The following is a 21,998-nucleotide window of genomic DNA, read 5'->3' on the forward strand; positions in this document are numbered from 1 at the left end:
TTGTACTGTTATTACTTTATACATTTTTGTTTATACCTAAAGTTTTTATTTCACCATCAGCATCTGTAATTATTTTTAAATCAAATTTATTTTTTGATAATTCAATTATTTCTTCAGATATATTTATTACTTCATAATTCATTTTAATTGTTCTCGCTTTCGTTTTTATTTTTTATATCATAAAGGTCTATCTGTGCTATATGAGTTTCATTATTATAGTATTCTCCTACATCTTCAAGAGATTTAATTTTACTGTTGTAAAATTTTTTTAAAGCCTCACTATATAGTTCTGATTGGCTGATTGGTTTAGAATTATTCCAACTTAAATCGTTTAACATTTTCTGTACTAAAGAATTGATATAAGCTGGAATTGATACCAATATTTTTATTTTTTTATCGTTGTTCATCTGTCATTCTCTCTCTATTTTATTTTTTTACTTCTTTATCTATCATAATTGTTATGTTGTTTTAGATATATAGTATATCTCGTATATCTCCACCCAGTAAAGCGGCTGCTTTTTATTTAAAAATATTTGCTTAGTAAAATATTATGTTGTACTTTTATGATATATGATAAAGAAAGAAACGAGCTTTGAAAAATACAAGCGTATCCAAACTAAAATGAATAGCAATAACACACCTAAAAACATTGCTAAGTGTGATAGAGGATTAAATCAATTTAGCAGGAATGATAAAATAGAAATTCTACTAGAAATAATTGAACAATAAATTTTTAAAAATAAAAACCTACCCTATGAAACCAGAAAATGCAAGACCCCAAAATTTTAAAGTTGACAAAGTAATTTACACTTCGCCTGATGGTCATTTCTCCATTGCTAAAGGAGAATGGACAGAAGATGAAATGACTCGTTTTGCTATGCGATGGAATGGAGATATAAACGACCCTGATGATAAAGGCTATCCATCAGTTTTTTCTCACCCTATGTGGTTCCAATTGCCTTACGATTTGAAAGATATGTTGACAGTGCTAACGGCACATAGTAATGTATTGATATAACAAGTTATCAATTAGATTTAAATAAAAAAGCCAACTATTAATAGTTGGCTTTTTTGTTACTTATATTTTTAATTTATATAATGATATTTTGTGTTTTAGATTCAATTATCTTGAATTTATAAAGAATACTATCCTTTATAAAATCATATTGTTCATTTTTTATTACTCTATATTTTTCTAGTTCAAATATTCCTACTTTACTTGTATTATAATTTTCATAACGAATTAAAATTTTTGTTTTATATAAAATGCAATTTTTATTAGAAAAAATATTCTTTTTAAATTGAAAATATAAAGTATCTTTTAAATCTATAACCCTGTATAGTGAGTCTACTATCATATCAGTATTCATTTTATACTCTGTTTTAGTATTCAAGTCATAATATTTATAAGTATGTGTTAGACTGTCATAACTAGCTATTGAATGGCTAAGAAAAATTTCTTCTACAGTTTGTTGTTTTTGAATTTCTTTTTCAACTGTTTCTTTTTTACAGCTACCAAATATTAAACTTGATGCGATTGCTATTACTAAAAATATTCTTTTCATAATGTTTTAATTTTATTTATATATATTAATCGTAAATATAAATAATATACTAATCCACTGGCTATTTACAGCTTATTATTCAGCGTTTTATGGCGAAAATCAGGTTTGAACTTTTACTTTTGTTTTTACAAAACATTAATAAAACTATTTATTTATTAGTTGTAGCCATTACTTACTAGCAAATCGAAAGATTTAACTGTCGTTGTTGAAAGATTTCTTTTAGTTACTTTAATGTTTTTCATAATTTTGATACATAATATTAAAAGTATGAGCACTATTATAAAATTTGGAGATTGGATTGTCGATGAAGATGGAATAAGTAATGAATTATATGATTATCACATTCCAAAAGATGATTTGTGGGACTCTAAAGAATTTGAATATACTGGCCCATTAATATGGGATTGGTTAATTCATATAACTGAAAAAGCTTGGATTACAAAAGATAATGTAAAAGATTTAAATACTGCTTTTGTTTTTGCTCAAGATTATTTCAAATCTTTGAAATTGTCTAACGTAGATGATGTGTCATTAGCACAAACATTATATATTCAACAACAAATTATTGATATAAAGGAAGATGAAACACCAAATGATAAAGGAACTAAATTAGTATCCGGTTCTCCTAATGAATCAATTAAAAAATATCTTAATGCTAGAAATAATATTAAATATTTACCGTAATTTTATTTCCAAGCATTCAAATAATCTTCTTCACTGATACCTTCTGGTAATTCATCATCAAAATCATTATCCTTAATCAATTCAATATTCAAATTGACTGTTATACTATCAATACTTTCTTTTTCCTTTTGTATTCTGTTATTAGTTATTTCATCAAACAATTCTTTTTGTTTTAATTGTTGTTCTTTTTGTTGTTCAAATCTTTCGTTGATTTCTTTCAAATTGTTATTATCACTATTGTTATTTTTAACGATATAGCTGGCTATATCAACTGTTTTCGCTTTGTTTAAGGAGTTTGTTTTGTTTTTGCGCAGTTCTATATCCTTTTCGTATTTTAATGCCTTATAATCGACATTTAATAAATCATTTTCATTATCAACTTCCATTGTATTTTCTACTTTAAATAAATCCGCTTTTGTTACTTTAATTTTCTTAGGTGAAATGGTTTTGATGCTATTGTTTTTGATTTCCTTGTTATATCTTTTTACTGTTATTTCGGATATGTTAAGTTGTTTAGCTATTTCTTTTAATTTAAGTCCTAAATTTTTAAGTTCAATTACTTTATTGATTTGACTTTGTTTAGCTATTGATTTTAAATTATTATCTACACCCAGGTTAAAGTATTTGTGTGATTTCTCTACTTGTAAAATGGTTGTAGGTTTCTCTGGATAGAATGCAAAGTTGAAGTTATTTATGTTAACCGGTTTAGTTGAATTATCATTTATATTTTTTAAATAAAAGTTGTATTCAAATGTTAATTCTATTTGTACATCTGATTTATTTACTACAGTGTATTTATTTGGTGATAAGTAAGTATTTATTGTTTCGTATTGTTTTGTTTCTATACCTTTTTTATTTACTAGGATTTCTCTTGGCCCAATATTCCTTTCGGTTTTTATAATTTGAGCAGTTTCTAAAATAGTAATGATTTCGTAATACTTTTGATAAATATTTTTTAAGTGTAGTGAATTGATTGCTACGTTTTTTGTAGCAGCTAATTCAATTAGCTTGTAAATAATAACGATGTAAGGATTTTTAAATTTTTCTTGTGTAGTTAATAGTAAGAATAGATTTTGTGGTATTTTCATTGGTTGTTTTTGTTGTGGTTTATTTTTTAAAGCTGGTGTTATAGTTTTCGAACGCTATAACACCCTAAAGAACCACTAACTTTAGTTGCTTATCTTATATACTGGATATTAAAAGGCGAGTTTTTAACTATTTGAAAAATAATTTATAACTAATACAAAATCAGTTAAATAAAATTAAAAGGTATCAAAAAGTATCACATAAAAGGTATCAGATAAATTAGTTAATTGACTTAAGTATCGGATAAACAAGAAACAAGGAAACACAATTGAAGTTAAAATTTAAAAGCGCTTGCGCAAAAAAGGTATCAGATAAATCATCTAATTAATATAATATATAAAATCAATTAGCTACTTTATGTGATACTTTTTTACAATTTAGCCCTACAGGGCACTTATGTAAATACTATCAATATTTATTTTTCGGTGTAGATGCTATTTAAATATATTTAAGCTATCAATTAGATATTCTTGCATATCATATTAAACTCATTATACATCAGCGTAAGCAATCATTTATTATAATTTTATTTTTGATTAATTTAATTGATGTATTAAGTTGATATAGCAATCTATATCTTATTTAAACTTTTAATTGATTTGATAAAATAATTGTTTAAACTATTATACATAGGCGTAAGCAATAATTTATTATGATTTGATGTATTATATTATTTAAATAGTTTATATCATTATACACCGATTAAATATATTAAGCCATTATACATCAGCGTAAGCAATAAATTATATTATCTTATTTGTTTTTGCACAAGTGCGTTTAAATTTTAACTTCAATTGTGTTTCCTTGTTTATTATTTATCTGACCCTTTATAAGTGAGATAGCATAAATATTACTATAAATAATTGTATGATTAAACGAATATCAATATTTGTTATAGCAATTGTTTTGATTTTACTTGTTATTAGTTGTCCAAACAATAAAACAAGCCGATATAACCTGTTATATCAATATAATACAAGTAATTTTAAGCAAAAAGAGCTTAAACAAACCTCACCAACTACATATACTAAGCAAATTTCGACAATAGAGGCTAAAAACGGCTCATCTGGAGCAACTTTACAAGTAAATAGTACAATAAGCTATCACAAGGTAATTAAACGCGATACGGGTCAAATAAGGCGATTTATCGATAAAAAGGCCAATTTTGAGGCTATTTTGGTCAATGATTCAACCCTAATTGTAAGCAAAATAACAGTTGATAGCTTAAATATTGAGCTCAAAAACGATGTAATAACAGTCAATACACAAGATACATCAACTGTTATCACAAAGATTGAAGGAATTGTTATTAAAAAAAGAAATAACTGGTTCCAACGTAACTCATTTTACTTAGGGTTAGTAGTTGGGCTTGTAACAACAATTATTTTAGTTAAATAAGTTATTTAATTAATGAATAGTAGTGTTCATCAATACCTATATTACTGATAGCTTCACTAAACTGTACAAATTCACATTCATCGATTTGTCCACTTTCTAATCTCCAAGCAAACCTTCCTAAATGGTTTATAAAAACTTGGTCTAATGGGTAAAAACTAAAATCTCTTGCACTCCTTGCAAGAAATACAACTAAATAAGGGAAGTTATCGTAAACACCATTTGTATAAACTAAATAATCTAGATAAGCTTTGTAAAAAGGAGCTTCCATAGTTTTACCTTCTTGTAAAGCATTAATAAAACTATTTTTTGTTTCATTTACACTTTCATTATGACTGTAAATATATTGATTATACATTTTAACTTTATCAGCTTCTGTAAAACTAGGCTTTACATAGGGTTCAGAGCCACCAAACAATGAATTAACATTAGTAGTTATAGGTTGAACAGGAACATAATTTATAACTCTATTAGCACCTTCAATAAGTTTAATTAAACCACTTCTAATACTATTATCGTAATCATCATTAACATCTTCAATTTGCCTTTTTTCTATATCAACTAAATCATCATCTTTTCTATCAGCAATTTTTAAAACTTCACTGTTTAAAAAAGCAGCACATAGGTTTAAAACTTGTCCAGGACTATATACACCTGATTTCATAAACGAAATAATAACTTTTACTTCATCGAATTTTTTTGATGCTAATATTAACTCAGTCAGTTCTTCTGTACTTTTTGTTAAATAGCTTAAATGTAAACTACTTGTTGTAACCTCACTGTTACTTTTGGTTTGAGCCGGAAATGAATCAACAGCTTTTTTTGGATTTTTATTTTCCATTTTTAAATAACCCTTATTTTATGGGTTGTGCCCGAACCAGGAACATTTAACCAGGGACGACCATTTTAATATAGTGAGTGAGCACTACAAGCAGGATGTTTATATCATAACATTTTAGAACTACAAAATTATGGTCAAGGTCTACTAGTACCAAAAATTTGTGTTGAATTGATTGCTGCATTTTTATAATTAAAGATAATCAACAGATACACTGATTATTAAAATTATCAATAAATATTTTAATCGTAAAATAGTACAGTTAACGGTAAAAAATCGTTTGAATTTATGCTAGTATTTAGAAACAGAAGTAGAGGTTAGGCGGTATATGTTTCATTTAGCCTTTCAAGTTATATGAACTAGGATATAACCAGTTAATTTTTGACATAAAAAAAGCACTTATATTTTAGTATAAGTGCTTGATTACCAAAGTGGAGGCAACAGGATTCGAACCTGTGACCCTCTGCTTGTAAGGCAGATGCTCTGAACCAGCTGAGCTATGCCTCCATTTCCGTTTGGGGAGTGCAAATATAAAATTACCCTTAAATAACACAAGTGTTTTTTTATATTTTTTCAAAAAAAGTGTTCTACTTCCTAGTAATCTTAGCAATACAATATAGTACACTTTGGTAAAAGTGTGCATTTCCTGCTAAAATTATATCAATTTAATGCTGCTATTTTGCAGGTAAACACCAAATGTATTGAAACCCGTATTTAAAATATTACTCATTTCGTCCCTCGTTATTGCTATGCTCATAACGGCTGCCGGAGCGTATTTAATCAATAACAAAAAAATACTGACTGCTTTTGTACTGGAAAAAATCAATAAAAACTTAACGGCCGAATTACAAATAGAAGGCAGTGATGTAACCATATTCAAAAACTTTCCCAATATTAGTTTGGATTTAATTGGTGTATCCATTAATGAAAACAACAAAACCCTGTTTAAGGCTAACCATGTGTATTTAGGCTTTAATATTGAAGACATTATTAATAAAAAATACCATATACAAGTTATTAAAATAGATAGTGGTTTAGCCAACCTGGCTATTGATGAAAACGGAGTTTCTAATTTCGATATTGTTAAAAAAACAGAAGCTACCGGAAGTGGAAGTAGTGATACCACTCAATTTTTATTGGAATTAGCCCAGGTAAATATGGAGAATTTTGAACTGAAGTTTCAAAACAAACAAAGCAAGCAAATAACCCATTGTTTTATTCACGAAGCCAATTTTAAAGGAAAACTAAGTGCCGATGTTTTTGAGCTACAAATAAGCTCCAAGGCTATGGTGTATAAAATAAGCAATGATGGACTTAATTTTATAAAAGATAAAAACACCGAGATAGAAGCCCGCATCAAGATAGACAATACAAAAAAAACGTATGCATTTACCGATGCTAAGCTAAAAATAGATGAACTGGACTTACTGTTAAACGGTCGTTTAAAAGAAACCGAAAAAGGCAATGATATAAGAATGGATTTCAATGCAAAAAAAATAAGCATTACCTCACTCCTATCCATTTTACCTATTCAATTACCTGCAGAGGTATTGGCTTATAAAACGAGTGGCAATGTATATTTTAAAGGTGGTATTAACGGACTGATATCAGCTACCGGTATGCCAAACATAAAGGCAAGCTTTGGTATAAGCAATGGCAAGCTGAACAACGAAAAGTTAAACATAGCCTTAAACAATATTTCGCTGGTAGGTGAGTTTAACAACGGTGCTAAACAAACCATGGAAACAAGCACCTTAACTTTAAGAAACATAAAAGCGCAATTACTCAACGACCAGTTAAGTGGCGATATAATCATTCATAACCTGAGCAAACCACAATTGGACCTCAGCTTAAACGGCAACTTAAATTTAGAAAATGTATTTAAGCTGTTACCTAACAAGAGCATTGAAAAAATTAGTGGCTCTGTTGTTTTCGACACCAAAATAAAAGCCAACTTACAAGAGACTGATGCCAGCAGAATATGGAAACAAGCAGGCAACTATGGTAAATTTGATTTAACCTTAAATGAATTAAAGCTAACCGGTCTTGATAAAACCATTAGTAACTTAAAAGCCAATTTTGCTTTAAACGGAGCTAACTTACAGGTAGAAAACTGCTCGCTTAATTTAAACCAGACTGATGTAAGTATAAAAGGAAATTTAATGAATTTCTTGGGTTATTTATTTACAGCCAACGAAACACTGAATGCAGAGATTAGCTACAAAAGCAACTATGTTGATTTAGCCCACGTGGTGTTTTTACCCACCAATAATAACAAGGATAACAAAGAGAAAACCAACACCGTTGCCAGTAAATACAACTTGCCTAAAAACATTAAACTAACGCTTACAGCCAGCATTACTAAACTTAAATACAATCAGTTTACGGCTAGTAACGTAGAAACAAAATTGCAAATTTTGCCCATGCAAATAATTATAGAAAACACAAGGTTTAATGCCTTTAACGGCACACTTAGCTTGCAAGCAAAAATTGTAAATAGCGCACAGGGCAACTATTTTATTGAAAGCAAATTTGATATAAAAAATATAAACTTAACTGAAGCTTTTAAACAATGTGATAACTTTGGGCAAAACAATATTACCCATCAAAACATAAGTGGAACTTACAGCGGAAGCATTGATATGGCCAGCGTTTGGGATGAAAACCTAAACTGCAAAAAGGATAAAATTTTAGCTTTTGTAAAAGTACAAATAAAAAATGGGCAGCTAATTAATTACAAACCAATGGAAGCGCTGAGCAAATACATAAGCCTTTCTGATTTGCAAAATTTAAAATTTGCCGACTTAAACAATACGCTGGAAATAAAAGACCAAACCATTTTGATACCTAAAATGCAAATTGATAACAATGCATTGAACATAACCTTAAGTGGCAGTCAAAACTTCGATAATTTTTTAGATTATAATTTAAAACTTAATTTAACCGAGTTATTAAAGAAAAAACTTAAGCCTAAAGACAATGCTTTTGGCGAAGAGGATGAGAAAACAAAAGGAATTAATTTGTTTCTGAATATGCGCGGACCTATTGACCAGTTAAAAATTACGTACAACAAAACGGATGTTAAAACCAATATAAAAGAGAATATAAAAAAAGAGGGACAGAGTATAAAGGAATTAATTAAAAAAGAATTTGGCACTCCTACCGACAATAAAAACACCGACAAACCAAAAGAAAAAAGCAATGACAATGATGACCTTGAATTTGAACAAGAATAAAGCCCTTTTACTCACATTATTTATAGCCAGTACCTATATAGCGCAAGCACAAAAAAACACCGTAAGCAAATACAATTTTTATGCTACCCTTGGCGCTGTATTCAATGGTTCTATTAACTCTTCAAGCAGCAGTGAAATGGCTAACCAGGGACAAACCTATAAACAATACCAGGACTCTGTAACCAAACTGGAAACATGGCGCTTAACCTTCAGCGTTTCAGCCGGTATTATTTATAAACTGAATCGTGATTTATCGTTACAGGCAGGATTAAGTTACCTGGTATTGGGCCATCAAAGACAATTAAACAATTTAAAATATTTAGATGCTACTTATCCGGGTATAGGAAGTGGTTTAGGTAATGGCCGCGTTATAGACCAAACCAATACAGAACGTAGTATTGATTTAAACTACCGTTACCAATACCTGCAAATTCCTATTATGTTTAACTACCAGTTTGATGCACGCCATTCGCATAAATTAAATACATCAATTGGTTTAGGTTTAGGTATCAATACGCTGTTAAAACACGACATCAATGCAGTATTAAGTAAAGGCTATACCATTGATTCGGAAAAGGAGTTTTTTATTGACAGCACAGGTTACAAAGCCAGTACTTTTACGGCCAATTTATTAGTAGGTATGCGTTTCGATTACAACTATACCAAAGACTTAAAATTTATGTGTCAGCCACAACTGGCTTATTACCCGGCTTCGGTTAGCAGTAATCAAATGGAAGCAAATCCTTGGTACTTTAATTTTAACGTAGGTATTATTTATACGCTTGATAATTTAAGTAAGTGATTAACCGCTTAAACATACGTGTTTATGGCCTTTTGCTCAATGACCAGCAGGAAATACTGGTTGTTGACGAACAAATAAATGATTTTAAATTTACCAAATTCCCGGGCGGAGGATTAGAGTTAGGCGAAGGTATTGCAGATTGTTTACAAAGGGAATTTATGGAAGAGTGTGAGTTGGCTATCCAAGTCGACAAGCATTTTTATACCACCGATTTTTTTCAGGTAAGTGCTTTCAGACCCACTGATCAGCTAATATCTATTTATTATTGGGTAAACCCGCAAAACAAACCTTTTCATATCAATCTCAACACCATTACTTTAAACCTGGATGGCAAAATAGAAATACTCCAGTTTAAATGGATAAAGCTGGCTGATTTAGATGAAAACATTTTCACTTTCCCAATAGATAAGCTAGTTTGCAGTATGTTAAAAAAAATGTAATAAATTATCATTAAACTAATTGGGTAAATTTGTTTATTTGCTTCATGGATTTAAAAGGAAAAATATTGCAATCATTGCCTTTAGTTACTGGGCAAGGCAAAAATGGCCCATGGCGTAAACAAGAATTTTTAATAGAAACATTAGATCAATATCCTAAAAAAGTACTTTTTAGTTTATGGTCAGATAAAATTGATCAAAACCCATTTAGTATAGGTCAGGACGTTGTTGTTTCATTCGATGCAGAGTCGAGAGAATACAATGGCCGTTATTATACTGAATTACGTGCATGGAAAGTAAGTGCAGGTGGTCCTGCTAACAGCAACCCGGCACCACAAAACACAAATACCAACGATGATATTCCGGTAGGTATGTCGTTTAGCAACGATGATAACGCAAGTGATGATTTACCTTTCTAAAAAATATTACTAATACCTTAAAAACCATTGCCCGAAAGCAATGGTTTTTTGTTGCATTTTACTTTCCATTTCAACTATTCATAATAAGCATTTAATTTTTAACTTGCACCGCATTACATGAAACCAAACGATATAGTAATTATTGGAGCAGGACCTGCAGGCTGTAGCACTTCTCTTTTCCTTGCCAAACATAAAATACCCCATACCATAATAGATAAAGCTGTTTTCCCGCGCGATAAAGTGTGTGGCGATGCCTTAAGCGGCAAAGTTGTTTACGTAATGAAACAACTTAACAATAGTATGATTTATGATTACAACAATAATCCCAACCAGTTTTTACCTAGCTGGGGAGTAAAATTTGTAGCACCCAATGGCAAGTCTATTGATATTCCTTTTAAGTCGGATGTAAGCAAAGAAACGCATGCGCCTGGTTTTATCAGTAAGCGTATGGATTTTGATGCAAGCTTATTTAATCAGTTGGATAAAGAATATGCTACTGTTATTGAAGGAGCAGAAGTAAAAGAAATAGTAAAACACAGCGATGGTATTGATATAGAATATGTAAAGGATAACTTAACCCATACTATACAAAACATAAAACTAGTTGTTGGTGCAGAAGGCGACAGATCGATAGTAGCGAAGAAACTAGCCAATATAAAAAAAGAGAATGACCATTATTGTGCAGGTATCAGGGCGTATTACACAGGTGTAACGGAACTGCATAATCAAAACTTTATTGAGTTGCATTTTTTAGAAGAATTGCTTCCCGGTTATTTCTGGATTTTCCCTTTACCTAACGGACAAGCCAATGTAGGAGCTGGTATGTTAAGCTCATCGGTAAGTGCTAAAAATGTAAATTTAAAAAAGGATATGTTACGCGCCATTGCCAACAATCCGAAAATAAAGCACCGTTTTGCCAATGCTGAATTGGTAAGCCCTATACAAGGCTGGGGATTGCCTTTAGGCAGTAAGAAACGCGTAATCAGTGGCGATAACTTTTTACTGACAGGCGATGCTGCCAGCTTAATCGACCCTTTTACTGGTGAAGGTATTGGCAACGCCATGTATAGTGGCATGTTAGCCGCAGCACAAATTAAAAACTGTATAGCACAAAATAATTTTACTGCTCAATATAACCAGGCTTACGATACTGCTTTTTACGACAGGCAATGGGATGAATTAAAGTTAAGCCATACCATGCAAAAGTTATGTAAATATCCGTGGCTGTTTAATTTTGTAGTGAACAAAGCCCATAAAAACAAAGCCTTGCGCGAAACCATCAGCTGTATGTTTGAAGATTTGGACTTGCGTGCAAAACTTCGCAATCCGCTGTTTTACGTAAAGCTGCTCATTAACGATTAATTTGTATATTTGAATACCATTTTCAATCAATACGTGCCATGTTTGAACAACTGAGAAATTATTGGGGTAAGTTTATTTTAAGACGCAACTTAAAAGCTAAACAAACGCACCATTCTTTTATGCCTTTTGACAAAGCCAACGAAATTGGTATTATTTACAATGCGGAAAACATTGCAGACGAACAAAAGGTACAACAGTTTGCCAATGATTTAAGAGGCGAAGGAAAAAAGGTGTTTTTATTGGGCTTTATCAATCAAAAAGAATTACCCGCTAAACGCAAACCTCATATCAGTTCAGAATTATTTTGGCGCGAAAATTTAAACTTTTTCAACTTACCCAATCCTGATAAAATAGGTCGTTTTATTGATACTAAATTTGATATTTTATTCAATGTGTACCACGAAGAGCTATTGGCATTACAAGGCATTTCATCGTTGAGCAAAGCCAAATACCAATTGGGTGCACAAATGAGTTTAGCTACTGATTTGTTTGATATAACTATTGACACTGGCAGCAATAAAGATTTATATTATTTAGCCAAGCAAATGGAGCATTATATTAAGTCGTTATAAAACTAACCTCCGGCCTTTTTTACTTTGTAGTTTTCTTTCATTAAGTAGGCCAATATTTTATCCCTAAAATCGCCTTGTATCAGTATTTCGCCTTCTTTTACACTGCCACCTACACCACATAACTTTTTGAGTTTAGAACCCAGTTCGTTTAAATCGTCAGCCGTACCAATAAAACCTTTTACCACTGAAACAGCTTTACCAGCACGGTTTTTCTTGTCTAAATGTATACGTAAGTCTTGTTGGTTATTAGGCAATGTTTCTGCAGCTTCCTCTTGCTCAAAATCGTAGTTAAAATTATTATCGGTACTAAATACCACACCATTTACTTTTTTGTTTTTATTGCTCATAGGTTGCTTAATAAATGAAATACTTGGGCTTTAAACTGGGAAGCAAATTTCGCAAGTAAATTTAAATTTCAAAACAGTAAATTTTAGTTTAGCCTGCTATTACTTTTAGGTTTTGTTTAAAAATTTTAAAGGTAATTTTATCATCCAGCCAAATGGCTTCACCATCAATATTGGCTACTTCGCGCTCCGGCCTGCTTATGGTAATATCGCTGGTTTTAAAGGTGCTTACAAAAGGCAAATCACTTACATCGCCTTTAAATAGTTTATAGGCTATCAGCGGTACTTGCCATAACTTAAACGAACTAAATACGACCACATCAAACAAACCATCGTTATAAATTGCTTTGGGTGCAGCATAAGCATTGTTACCAAACTGGGTGCCATTACAAACACATATCATAAAAGCAGTAGCTGTATCAGTAGTGCCATTATAACTTAATTGATAGGCCCTGTTTTTATAGCTAATAAACTCCTTTAAAGTTATTTTAGCATAGGTTTTAAATCCGCGAGAGCCGGCAGTGGCAAACAAATTAGCTATATGTGCATCAAATCCTACTCCTGCTATATTGATAAAAAACTGGTTATTGGCTTTACAGGTATCTATGCTTTTTATTTTTTGTTCATTGATTAAAGCCAATGCTTTTTCGGGATTGGTTGGTATGTTTAACTCACGTGCTAAACCATTGCCACTACCCATGGGTATTACTGCAAAAATTTTATTGGTATTGGCTACATATTGTGCCACATTGTTAATGGTGCCATCGCCACCAACAGCTACTATTACATCGGCTTCCAATGCACTGGCTGCTGCCAAATGGTGGTTGCTTTCCTGACCCTGTGTATAAAATATTTTTATATCGTACACATTCTTATCTAATATTTTAAATATTAAATCAGGAATATGGGTTTTGCTTTTTCCACCCGATATTGGATTAATGATAAAATGAATTTTTTGCTTAACTATCAAAATACAATCTATTATTTATTGCCCGGCCCTGTCAAGTAATTGTGGAGGTAATTGCTTAGAGGCTTTAGCTCCCAATTGTTTTAAAGTCTCAAAACGACTAATAATATTTCCTTTTCCATCCACCAGTTTATTCATGGCATCAGCATAACCTGCTTTTGACTGATCAATTTTTTTTCCTACTTCAATCATGTCCTTTACAAAGCCTTCAAACTTATCGTATAAATCACCTGCTTTTTGGGCTATGTCTAATGCATTAGCACTTTGCCTTTCATAACGCCAAATACTTGAAACGGTACGCAAAGTAGCCAGTAAGGTTGAAGGACTTACTATGACTATATTTTTTTCAAAGGCATCGTTAAACAAACCTGCATCGTTTTGCACCGCTAAAGCAAAAGCGGGTTCAATGGGTATAAATAACAATACAAAATCGAGTGTTTTTATCTGGTGTATGTTCTGGTATGATTTATCGCCTAAGCCTTTTATGTGGGCACGTAGTGAAAGTAAATGCTCTTTGGCTGCTACTACTCTTACTTCATCATCTTCGGCTGAATAAAATTTTTCATACGCGGTTAACGATACTTTACTATCTATAATCAATGTTTTATTATCGGGTAAACTAATAATTACATCTGGCTGTAAACGCCTGCCTTCTTCGTTGGTATAGCTTTCCTGTACTTTGTACTCGCTGCCTTTTACCAGTCCCGATTTTTCTAAAATATTTTCCAGTATAAACTCGCCCCAATTGCCTTGTGTTTTGTTTTCGCCTTTTAATGCTTTGGTTAAGTTATTGGCTTCTTTGCTCATTTGCTGGTTAAGCTGCTGCAACATTTCCAACTGGTTTTTTAACGAAGCGCGTTCTTTGCCTTCGCTTATATAAACTTCGTTTACTTTCTTCTCAAAATCTTTTATTTTTTCGCCTAAGGGGTTTAACAACTCTCCTAAATTGTTTTTGTTTTGTTCGGTAAATTTTTGGCTCTTATCGTCAAATATTCTATTGGCTAAATTTTCAAACTCTTTTGTAAAACGTTCATTTAAGGTTGTTATTTCTGCTTTATGCTCTTCTAAACGTTTGAGTAAATTATGGCTTTCACTTTTTTCTGCTGTTAATTGGTTTGACAGTACAACGAGTCTTTCCTGCGCTTCTTTATAATCCATTCGCAATCCCATCAGCTCTTGCTTCACTATATTATTTTCTGATTGTAATGATGATTTGGCATTACTTTCTGTTAATACTTGTTGTTGTAATCCACTTATTAAATCGGTATTTTCAGTAGTTTGACTGCCCTGGCTTTTTTTAAACAGCCAACCGGCAAAAAAGCCTACCAACAAACCAATCACTAAAAATATAATATCCATATGCTGCCAATTAAGAAAGGGCAAATTAAATGTTTAAAAATGGAAGTTTGTTATGCTGTATATATTTAATTATTGGTCCATTTTTATAGCATAAAAAATCCCTTTACGTTTTCACGCAAAGGGATTCTTTTTAAAATTATTGATTGAAATTAATTAGCCATTTCGCTTACAAAGTGAATATGCATTAAATGCAAATCGTTTTTGGTAAACTCATCGCCAAACTCGCCCATAGCGGCTTCCAATACGTTTTCGTTGGTTTCTTTAAAGAAATCCATTACGTAACCTACGTTTTCTTCATCGGCTAAATCGTTTACATATTTTTTCAAGCTTAGTTTGGTACCTGAATATACTATGTTTTCTATTTCTGACAGTAAATCGTCCATAGTCATGTTCTGGCTACGGGCTATATCTGACAAGGCTATTTTTTTATCGATATTGGTAATAATAACTACCTTTTTAGCTGATTTATTAACTACTGATTTGATAACTACATCTTCGGAACGTTCTATTTCATTTTCCTTCACGTATTTATCAATCATCTCTAAAAATGGCTTACCATATTTTTGAGCTTTACCAATATTAACACCGGTAATTTTGCTCATTTCATCCATGGTAATAGGATACTTAAATGCCATTTCCTGCAATGAAGTTTCCTGAAAAATAATGTATGGTGGTAAGCCTTTGGCTTTGGCTTCTTTTCTACAAAGGTCTTTCAGCATGGCTAAAAGCACTTCATCGTAAACCATTTCTATTTGCCCACTGTCATCATCGTCATCCGTGTATCTTTCAAACTTGGTATCAAGCGCTATATCAAACTTGGTTGGGTTTTTAATAAACTCTTCGCCCTTTTCGCTTACACTTAATAAACCGTAGGTTTCAATGTTTTTACTTACTTGTCCGTTTAACAACAAACCTCTTATTACCGATTTCCAGAAATTTTCTTCTTTGTCTTTTCCTTTGGCAAAATAAGGCGACTTATCTAAGCCACCCAATTGTACTTCGTGGCTTTTTTTGCCCACCAACATATCAACGGTGGTTTTAAGTATATGCTTACTTTTGGTTGAGTTAATGGTTTGTAATGCTAAAACAGCTTCTGCTCTGGCATCCGTTTTTTCTTTCGGATGTTTACAGTTATCGCAACGGCTATTGCATTTACCATCATCGTATTCTTCGCCAAAATAGTTCAGCAAAAACTTACGCCTGCAAGCGGAGGTTTCGGCAAATGCCTGCATTTCAAATATTAAAAGCTCCCCTATTTCTCTTTCGGCTACGGGTTTATCTTTTAAAAATTTTTCTAATTTTTCTGCATCGGCCGGGTTATAAAACATAACACATTCGCCATCCAAACCATCTCTACCCGCTCTTCCTGTTTCCTGGTAATAGCCTTCTATACTTTTTGGAATATCATAATGGATTACAAACCTAACATCGGGCTTGTCTATACCCATACCAAAGGCAATAGTTGCTACTATTACATCGGAGTCTTCCATCAAAAACTTATCCTGATGGCTTGCTCTTACTTTAGCGTCTAACCCGGCATGGTAAGGTAAGGCTTTGATGCCATTGGCCTGTAAAATACTCGATATTTCTTCTACCTTTTTACGGCTTAAACAATATATAATGCCTGATTTGCCTGACATACGTTGTTTAATGTAAGAAACTATTTCTTTCATTGCTTCGCCCTTTTTACCTTTTGAGCGAACATCGTAATATAGGTTATTTCTATTGAATGACGATTTAAAAACAATCGCATCAAGCATTTGCAAATTTTTCTGAATGTCTTGCTGTACTTTTGGAGTAGCTGTAGCGGTTAAAGCCATTACCGGAACATCTTTTATTTCCTTAATCATAGCCTTAATTCTGCGGTACTCCGGTCTAAAATCATGACCCCACTCTGAAATACAATGTGCCTCATCAACAGCCACAAATGATATATTGATTGATTTTAAGAAATCTATCGTTTCGTCTTTCTTTAATGTTTCGGGTGCTATATAAAGCATTTTGGTTTTACCCGCAGTAATATCGCGCTTTACGGTAGCTATTTCTGTTTTATTGAGTGATGAATTTAAAAAATGAGCTACCTGCTCGCTGCCAAGTGATCTGATTGCATCTACCTGATTTTTCATCAAAGCTATTAATGGAGAAATAATAATAGCTGTTCCTTCTTTAATTAAGGCCGGTAATTGGTAGCATAACGACTTACCGCCACCGGTTGGCATAATAACGAACACATCGTCACCATCCATTAGGGTTTGTATAATTTGTTCTTGCTCGTCTTTAAAGCCCTCAAATCCAAAATATTTTTTGAGCGCCCCTTTTAAGTCAACAGTACTTTTACTCTTACTTGCCTTTGCAGGACTTTTGGCCTCTACTTTTTTTGCACTTGTTGCCTTTTCTTTCACACTTTTCTCTGCCTTCATTTTTTGTATTATTAATTAATAAAAAAGTACGCTAATTTAATACAGGTATTTGATTTATCGAAATTATTATTGATAAAATATTTGTCATAAAAAAAACATGTCAGCACTGCCAACAAATAGCTAGTTATAAGCAAATTATGCCTTAAATTAAATGTTTACTTGAGTCAATGTTTAACCAAATTTTAAAAGGAATTATGATTGTGTTTACTATAAAGTTTATTTTGTGTGCAGTTATTTTGTAATGGGCTTATGCTTTAAAATACAAATCGCCTTGTTCGTAGCTAATGCATTCATTTTCGGTTAGTAAAGTCAATTGGTCGTTTTTTAACCCATAAGGTTTATAGTTTAACGGACTTAATAAATCAAGTATTGCTTTTCTGTTTTCGCCATTGCTTATTTCTATTTGAATAAGGGGCTTAAATTTGGCAATGGTATTCATTAAATCAGGGAACAGGTAAACTTCGTACCCTTCTACATCGCATTTTATAAAATCTAGTTTGGTAATGGAAGCAAATAACTCGTCCGGTATTTTCATTTCTGCTTCAAAGGTTTCTAAACCTGTACCATTTTCTTTTTCGGCTAAAACATGGGTTAAACCATGTCTGAAAACACCATCAATAATGGGTGTTCCCATTGTTATTTTTTTATTCTCGGCTCCTAACGCTACCTGGTGTAATTGAATATTTGGTAATGCAAACTTATGTGCATTGCGCTTAAATACATTGGCAAATAAAGGTACTGGCTCAATGGCAAATACTTTTCCTGTTTTGCCACAAAGTCTGGAAATATTGGTACTGTAATAACCAACATTGGCCCCTATATCAATACAAACCCAGCCTTCTTTCACCATTTTTTTCAAATAAAACAGCTCGGGGTACTTTGCTTTTAATAGTCCGGCATTGGTTGCTCTTAAATACACATCGCTTACAATGGAAAGGTAAGCTTCTAAACCAAGGGTTTTAAGTAAAAATGTACGGATTGTTTTTTCTATCATCTTTTATTTAATTTCTTCAAAGTCAACATACTCTCCCATATTGGAGCTATTTCCTTTAGTTTTTTTGTTGGCTGTTGAAGGTCCATTTACTTTTACTTCACTATCATCTGTATCCTGATCAAATTTGGGCGCTGCTGTATATGATTGTTTAAAATTAAACAAAGTACCAAATATAAACCTGGATGCTGCATAAAATATAAATAGATAAATAAGAAATTTAAACATGACCTTATTTTATAATAGATGAGCAAATATTATTTCAAAAATGATGCTAAAAAAGAAAAATGCTTATTAATTTAATTTGTTAGTTCACAACGCATTGATTAAAAGATAACTTAATTTCATTTAAACACTCTCTTTTATACACGTAATCGTGTCATAATTATTACACGTTATTGTTCTTAAACTTTAATTTCCGGTAATATTTAAAAATACCGGTATTGGTCAATACTCTTATTAGCTTTACTTTAGTCCATATAACCGGGTACATAGCTAAATTTTTTAATGCTATTATAAATGGAAAAGTGGTCCACCCAAAATGGATGTACTCACTGTAACCTTGCATACGCTTGTGGTAGGAGGCTCCCTGAACATCGTAATAGGCAATAATGGTATCTATATAGGTTGTTTTAGCTGCAAAGCTTTTAAAGTACTTGGCAAACCACATATTATCGGCCAGTAGTTTATATTGTGTATCGTACAAACCTATGCGTTCAAATGCTTTTTTATGGGTAAATGCCGCCTGATGGCAAATAGCGTATCTGCTAAAAAAATCGCTGTATTGTACGGGCTGTCCGTTTAAATAATTAACTCCTGTAGGTTCATTAATGGTTTGCACTTTACCATAAATAAGCTCCTTGTCAGCGTACTCTTTATTTTCGAAAATGTTTTTGAGTACGTCTTTATTGTATAATAAATCGCCTGCATTTAAAAAGTATATCCACTCGCCTTTGGCTGCTTTTATGCCTTTGTTCATGGCATCGTAAATGCCTTTATCGGGTTCTGATATAATGGTGCCTGTTTTACTTTGAAACTGTTTGGCAACGGTTAAGGTATTGTCTTTTGAGTTTCCATCAACCAACACAAACTCGAAATTCTGATAGCTTTGCTCCATGGCTGATTGCCATGTTTTAGCCAACAATTTTTCTGCATTAAAAGTAACGGTAACTAAACTAATTAAGGGGTTTGCCATTTCTTGCTCCTAGAATTTAGGGCAATTGCACTTTTTGTTACGGGCAATTCCCTTTTTACTACTGCACGATGTTACAGTGCCTAACAAGGCTATAACGACTAGTATACAAATAGTTAATTTATAATATTTCATACTGCAAATTAAAAATAATTGCTTTAACTTAAAAAAATTACTTTTGCCAATATACTATGAGTGAACAAGACGACAATAAGGAAATTCAGAAAAGTTATGCAAAATATGCAAAATTTATGGCTTTACTAGTAGGTGCTATTGTAGTAATGCTTGTATTTACTTATTTGGGTAATTGGGCTGACAAGCACTGGCAGTTTAAAAGACCCATTTTAACAATGGTTGGTTTGTTTATTGGTTTAGCCATTGGGTTTTACAATTTAATTAAGGGTATTCAAAAGGAAAGTAAGTAATATGAAAATTGTTGTGCAGTTTTGTTTGCTAAGTATTGGCATAAGTATTCTTATTGGACTGGGAACTAAATGGGCTATAAAGCAGTTTGCCATTAACTTAAATGTAAACGATGCATTGATATGTGTGAGTTTTTATTGTTTGGTTACTTGCCTAGTATTTTTCATAAGCTATTTGGGTAAAACACAAGGAAACCAACAATTTGTGCTTTTTAGCTATGCCGCTTTAGGGTTACGGTTTGTGAGCAGTTTGTTTTACGTTTTGTATTATGCGCTAACACACAAAACATACCAATTGGCTTTCATTTTTTATTTTATGCTTCTGTTTATTTTATTTATTGTGTTTGAAATTTATATCCTTACAACTAAATTGCGCTCCGATTCAGGAAGAAATGAAGCAACCGATGAACAATCTAACTAACATAAAATCAATAACTAAAAAGGCCAAAATATCTTTATTAACGATTATATTTTCATTCATTTCAGTATTTTTATTTGCTAATCATGAGCACCAAAATGCAACAAATGATACTTTAAACAGCATTTCTTCTGACTCAAACACTGCCAAAGAGGCGCAAAATGCCACACATGAGGAAAATCATGGAGCTGGACACGGAGAAGAAAAGTTTGATGCGAATAAAGCCATTATGGAACATATTGCCGATGCACACGATTGGCATTTATGGGGACATACTTCGGTTCACTTGCCTATTATATTAAAAACCGACAAAGGTTTCGAGTTTTTTTCAAGTGGTAAATTTAACCACGGACACGATGCTTACCAAGGTACGCATTACACTTATAAATTAATACACGAAAAAGTAAAAGTTGTAGATGCTACAGGTAATGTTGACGAAGCTGCTTCTAAAGGTGTGCTTGACTTTTCTATCACTAAAAATGTTTGCTCATTGCTATTATCTGTTTTGGGCTTAATGATTATATTTACAGTAGTAGCTCAAGGATATGCAAAAAGAGGTATAGGCTCGCCAAAGGGATTACAAAGCTGGTTGGAACCTATTATTATATTTGTGCGCGATGATATTGCTAAACCTAATTTAGGTGCTAAATACAGCAAATTCATGCCTTATTTACTAACCGTATTTTTCTTTATCTGGTTCAATAATATTTTAGGCTTGGTTCCCTTTTTTCCGGGTGGAGCTAATGTAACTGGTAATATAGCTTTAACAATGGTTTTAGCGGTTATTACTTTTTTAATAACAAACTTAAATGGAAACAAAAATTACTGGAGTCACATATTTTTACCGCATGTGCCTTGGTGGTTATATCCATTAATGATACCTGTAGAGATTATCGGTATCTTTACTAAACCATTTGCCCTAATGATTCGTTTGTTTGCTAACATTACCGCAGGACATATATTGGTATTAAGCTTAGTATGCTTAACCTTTATATTCAAGTCTGCTTTGGTGGGAACGGTAGCAACTCCACTAATCGTTTTCATTAGTGCCATCGAATTACTGGTTGCTTTTATTCAAGCGTTCATTTTCACCATCCTATCGGCATTGTTTATAGGTATGGCTGTTCAAGAACCTGAACATGATGCACACCATTAATAAAAAATAAAAACCATTGTTAAACTTAAAATAAACTAAACTAAAATGACAGGAAGTATCGCTGCAATCGGAGCTGGCTTAGCCGCAATTGGTGCCGGCTTAGGTATCGGAAGAATCGGGGGATCAGCCATGGAAGGTATGGCTCGTCAACCAGAAGCTGCCAACAAAATTCAAACTGCAATGCTTATTGCTGCTGCTTTCGTAGAAGCGGTTGCTTTATTCGCAGTGGTGGTAGCTTTGTTAGGTAACGGATCTAACTAATTAGCACATAGCCCGATTGGATTTACTTTAAAATCGGGCTATTTTTTAATTTTACAATTAACAACATAGCAT

26 protein-coding genes and 1 tRNA gene are annotated in these 21,998 nt (G+C 32.2%); 14 read left to right on the forward strand and 13 right to left on the reverse strand.

Going from position 1 to position 21,998, the window contains the following annotated elements; all coding sequences use genetic code 11:
• Window positions 1-16: 16 nt before the first annotated feature.
• Together V4538_00825 and V4538_00830 are read right to left on the reverse strand one after the other, a co-directional pair.
• A complete protein-coding gene (locus V4538_00825; protein ID MES2379551.1) occupies window positions 17-142 on the reverse strand; it encodes a hypothetical protein in 126 nt (41 codons plus the stop codon).
• 1 nt (window position 143) lies between these two features.
• The gene (locus tag V4538_00830) at window positions 144-407 is read right to left on the reverse strand and encodes a hypothetical protein (protein ID MES2379552.1); all 264 of its coding nucleotides are present in this window, start codon (window positions 405-407) and stop codon (window positions 144-146) included.
• A gap of 163 nt (window positions 408-570) precedes the next feature.
• Here V4538_00830 and V4538_00835 point away from each other — a divergent pair, with 163 nt between their 5' ends.
• Window positions 571-729 (forward strand): hypothetical protein, encoded by a 159-nt coding sequence (locus V4538_00835; protein ID MES2379553.1) that lies wholly within the window; start codon window positions 571-573, stop codon window positions 727-729.
• Window positions 719-1,018 carry a hypothetical protein gene (locus tag V4538_00840; GenBank protein ID MES2379554.1) on the forward strand — a complete coding sequence of 100 codons (300 nt, stop codon included), beginning with the start codon at window positions 719-721 and terminating at the stop codon, window positions 1,016-1,018. Before V4538_00835 ends, V4538_00840 begins: the two co-directional genes overlap by 11 nt.
• Window positions 1,019-1,091: 73 nt before the next feature.
• Here the strand turns inward: V4538_00840 and V4538_00845 are convergent, their stop codons facing one another.
• Window positions 1,092-1,565, reverse strand: a complete 474-nt coding sequence (locus tag V4538_00845; protein ID MES2379555.1) for a hypothetical protein — start codon at window positions 1,563-1,565, stop codon at window positions 1,092-1,094.
• A 267-nt stretch (window positions 1,566-1,832) separates the two neighbouring features.
• On the opposite strand from V4538_00845, the gene V4538_00850 reads away from it, so the two are divergent.
• On the forward strand, window positions 1,833-2,249 hold the full coding sequence (locus V4538_00850) for a hypothetical protein (protein MES2379556.1): 417 nt from the start codon (window positions 1,833-1,835) through the stop codon (window positions 2,247-2,249).
• A gap of 2 nt (window positions 2,250-2,251) precedes the next feature.
• On the opposite strand, the gene V4538_00855 is transcribed toward V4538_00850, so the two are convergent.
• On the reverse strand, window positions 2,252-3,337 hold the full coding sequence (locus V4538_00855) for a hypothetical protein (GenBank protein ID MES2379557.1): 1,086 nt from the start codon (window positions 3,335-3,337) through the stop codon (window positions 2,252-2,254).
• A gap of 865 nt (window positions 3,338-4,202) precedes the next feature.
• On the opposite strand from V4538_00855, the gene V4538_00860 reads away from it, so the two are divergent.
• Complete coding sequence (locus V4538_00860; GenBank protein MES2379558.1) at window positions 4,203-4,733, forward strand: hypothetical protein; 531 nt, start codon at window positions 4,203-4,205, stop codon at window positions 4,731-4,733.
• A gap of 1 nt (window position 4,734) precedes the next feature.
• On the opposite strand, the gene V4538_00865 is transcribed toward V4538_00860, so the two are convergent.
• Together V4538_00865 and V4538_00870 are read right to left on the reverse strand one after the other, a co-directional pair.
• Window positions 4,735-5,571 (reverse strand): hypothetical protein, encoded by an 837-nt coding sequence (locus V4538_00865; GenBank protein MES2379559.1) that lies wholly within the window; start codon window positions 5,569-5,571, stop codon window positions 4,735-4,737.
• 429 nt (window positions 5,572-6,000) lie between these two features.
• Window positions 6,001-6,075: transfer RNA gene (locus V4538_00870), tRNA-Val, on the reverse strand.
• Window positions 6,076-6,317: 242 nt separating this feature from the next.
• Between V4538_00870 and V4538_00875 the strand changes: the two genes are divergently transcribed.
• From V4538_00875 to V4538_00900, 6 genes are all read left to right on the forward strand, one after another.
• A complete protein-coding gene (locus V4538_00875; GenBank protein ID MES2379560.1) occupies window positions 6,318-8,804 on the forward strand; it encodes an AsmA-like C-terminal region-containing protein in 2,487 nt (828 codons plus the stop codon).
• Window positions 8,776-9,606 carry an outer membrane beta-barrel protein gene (locus tag V4538_00880; protein MES2379561.1) on the forward strand — a complete coding sequence of 277 codons (831 nt, stop codon included), beginning with the start codon at window positions 8,776-8,778 and terminating at the stop codon, window positions 9,604-9,606. Before V4538_00875 ends, V4538_00880 begins: the two co-directional genes overlap by 29 nt.
• Entirely contained in the window at window positions 9,603-10,046 is a 444-nt protein-coding gene (locus V4538_00885; GenBank protein MES2379562.1) for an NUDIX domain-containing protein, read from the forward strand. The genes V4538_00880 and V4538_00885 overlap by 4 nt, the downstream gene beginning before the upstream one ends.
• Before the next feature lie 44 nt (window positions 10,047-10,090).
• The gene (locus V4538_00890; GenBank protein ID MES2379563.1) at window positions 10,091-10,462 is read left to right on the forward strand and encodes a DUF3127 domain-containing protein; all 372 of its coding nucleotides are present in this window, start codon (window positions 10,091-10,093) and stop codon (window positions 10,460-10,462) included.
• A gap of 117 nt (window positions 10,463-10,579) precedes the next feature.
• Window positions 10,580-11,824: a geranylgeranyl reductase family protein gene (locus V4538_00895; protein MES2379564.1), complete on the forward strand. Its 1,245-nt coding sequence runs from the start codon at window positions 10,580-10,582 to the stop codon at window positions 11,822-11,824.
• Between the two features lie 38 nt (window positions 11,825-11,862).
• Entirely contained in the window at window positions 11,863-12,396 is a 534-nt protein-coding gene (locus tag V4538_00900; GenBank protein MES2379565.1) for a hypothetical protein, read from the forward strand.
• A gap of 2 nt (window positions 12,397-12,398) precedes the next feature.
• On the opposite strand, the gene V4538_00905 is transcribed toward V4538_00900, so the two are convergent.
• From V4538_00905 to V4538_00935, 7 genes are all read right to left on the reverse strand, one after another.
• The gene (locus V4538_00905) at window positions 12,399-12,743 is read right to left on the reverse strand and encodes a translation initiation factor (GenBank protein ID MES2379566.1); all 345 of its coding nucleotides are present in this window, start codon (window positions 12,741-12,743) and stop codon (window positions 12,399-12,401) included.
• Window positions 12,744-12,831: 88 nt separating this feature from the next.
• Window positions 12,832-13,710, reverse strand: a complete 879-nt coding sequence (locus tag V4538_00910; GenBank protein MES2379567.1) for a diacylglycerol kinase family protein — start codon at window positions 13,708-13,710, stop codon at window positions 12,832-12,834.
• A gap of 15 nt (window positions 13,711-13,725) precedes the next feature.
• Window positions 13,726-15,066 carry a DNA recombination protein RmuC gene (gene rmuC, locus V4538_00915; GenBank protein MES2379568.1) on the reverse strand — a complete coding sequence of 447 codons (1,341 nt, stop codon included), beginning with the start codon at window positions 15,064-15,066 and terminating at the stop codon, window positions 13,726-13,728.
• A 149-nt stretch (window positions 15,067-15,215) separates the two neighbouring features.
• Window positions 15,216-17,486 (reverse strand): DNA helicase RecQ, encoded by a 2,271-nt coding sequence (recQ, locus tag V4538_00920; GenBank protein ID MES2379569.1) that lies wholly within the window; start codon window positions 17,484-17,486, stop codon window positions 15,216-15,218.
• Between the two features lie 247 nt (window positions 17,487-17,733).
• Window positions 17,734-18,480 carry an FkbM family methyltransferase gene (locus tag V4538_00925; GenBank protein ID MES2379570.1) on the reverse strand — a complete coding sequence of 249 codons (747 nt, stop codon included), beginning with the start codon at window positions 18,478-18,480 and terminating at the stop codon, window positions 17,734-17,736.
• Between the two features lie 3 nt (window positions 18,481-18,483).
• Window positions 18,484-18,705, reverse strand: coding sequence for a hypothetical protein (locus V4538_00930; GenBank protein MES2379571.1), 222 nt, complete (start codon window positions 18,703-18,705; stop codon window positions 18,484-18,486).
• A 160-nt stretch (window positions 18,706-18,865) separates the two neighbouring features.
• On the reverse strand, window positions 18,866-19,672 hold the full coding sequence (locus tag V4538_00935) for a glycosyltransferase family 2 protein (GenBank protein MES2379572.1): 807 nt from the start codon (window positions 19,670-19,672) through the stop codon (window positions 18,866-18,868).
• A 188-nt stretch (window positions 19,673-19,860) separates the two neighbouring features.
• Between V4538_00935 and V4538_00940 the strand changes: the two genes are divergently transcribed.
• From V4538_00940 to atpE, 4 genes are read left to right on the forward strand one after another with little or no spacing between them, the layout of a single operon-like run.
• Window positions 19,861-20,094: an AtpZ/AtpI family protein gene (locus V4538_00940; protein MES2379573.1), complete on the forward strand. Its 234-nt coding sequence runs from the start codon at window positions 19,861-19,863 to the stop codon at window positions 20,092-20,094.
• Window position 20,095: 1 nt separating this feature from the next.
• Window positions 20,096-20,512 (forward strand): hypothetical protein, encoded by a 417-nt coding sequence (locus V4538_00945; protein ID MES2379574.1) that lies wholly within the window; start codon window positions 20,096-20,098, stop codon window positions 20,510-20,512.
• Entirely contained in the window at window positions 20,496-21,665 is a 1,170-nt protein-coding gene (gene atpB, locus V4538_00950) for a F0F1 ATP synthase subunit A (GenBank protein ID MES2379575.1), read from the forward strand. The genes V4538_00945 and atpB overlap by 17 nt, the downstream gene beginning before the upstream one ends.
• A 45-nt stretch (window positions 21,666-21,710) precedes the next feature.
• Window positions 21,711-21,926: an ATP synthase F0 subunit C gene (gene atpE, locus V4538_00955; protein MES2379576.1), complete on the forward strand. Its 216-nt coding sequence runs from the start codon at window positions 21,711-21,713 to the stop codon at window positions 21,924-21,926.
• Window positions 21,927-21,998 lie beyond the last annotated feature (72 nt).

The organism is Bacteroidota bacterium, from assembly GCA_040388375.1.
Lineage (GTDB): Bacteria > Bacteroidota > Bacteroidia > UKL13-3 > UKL13-3 > JAAFJM01.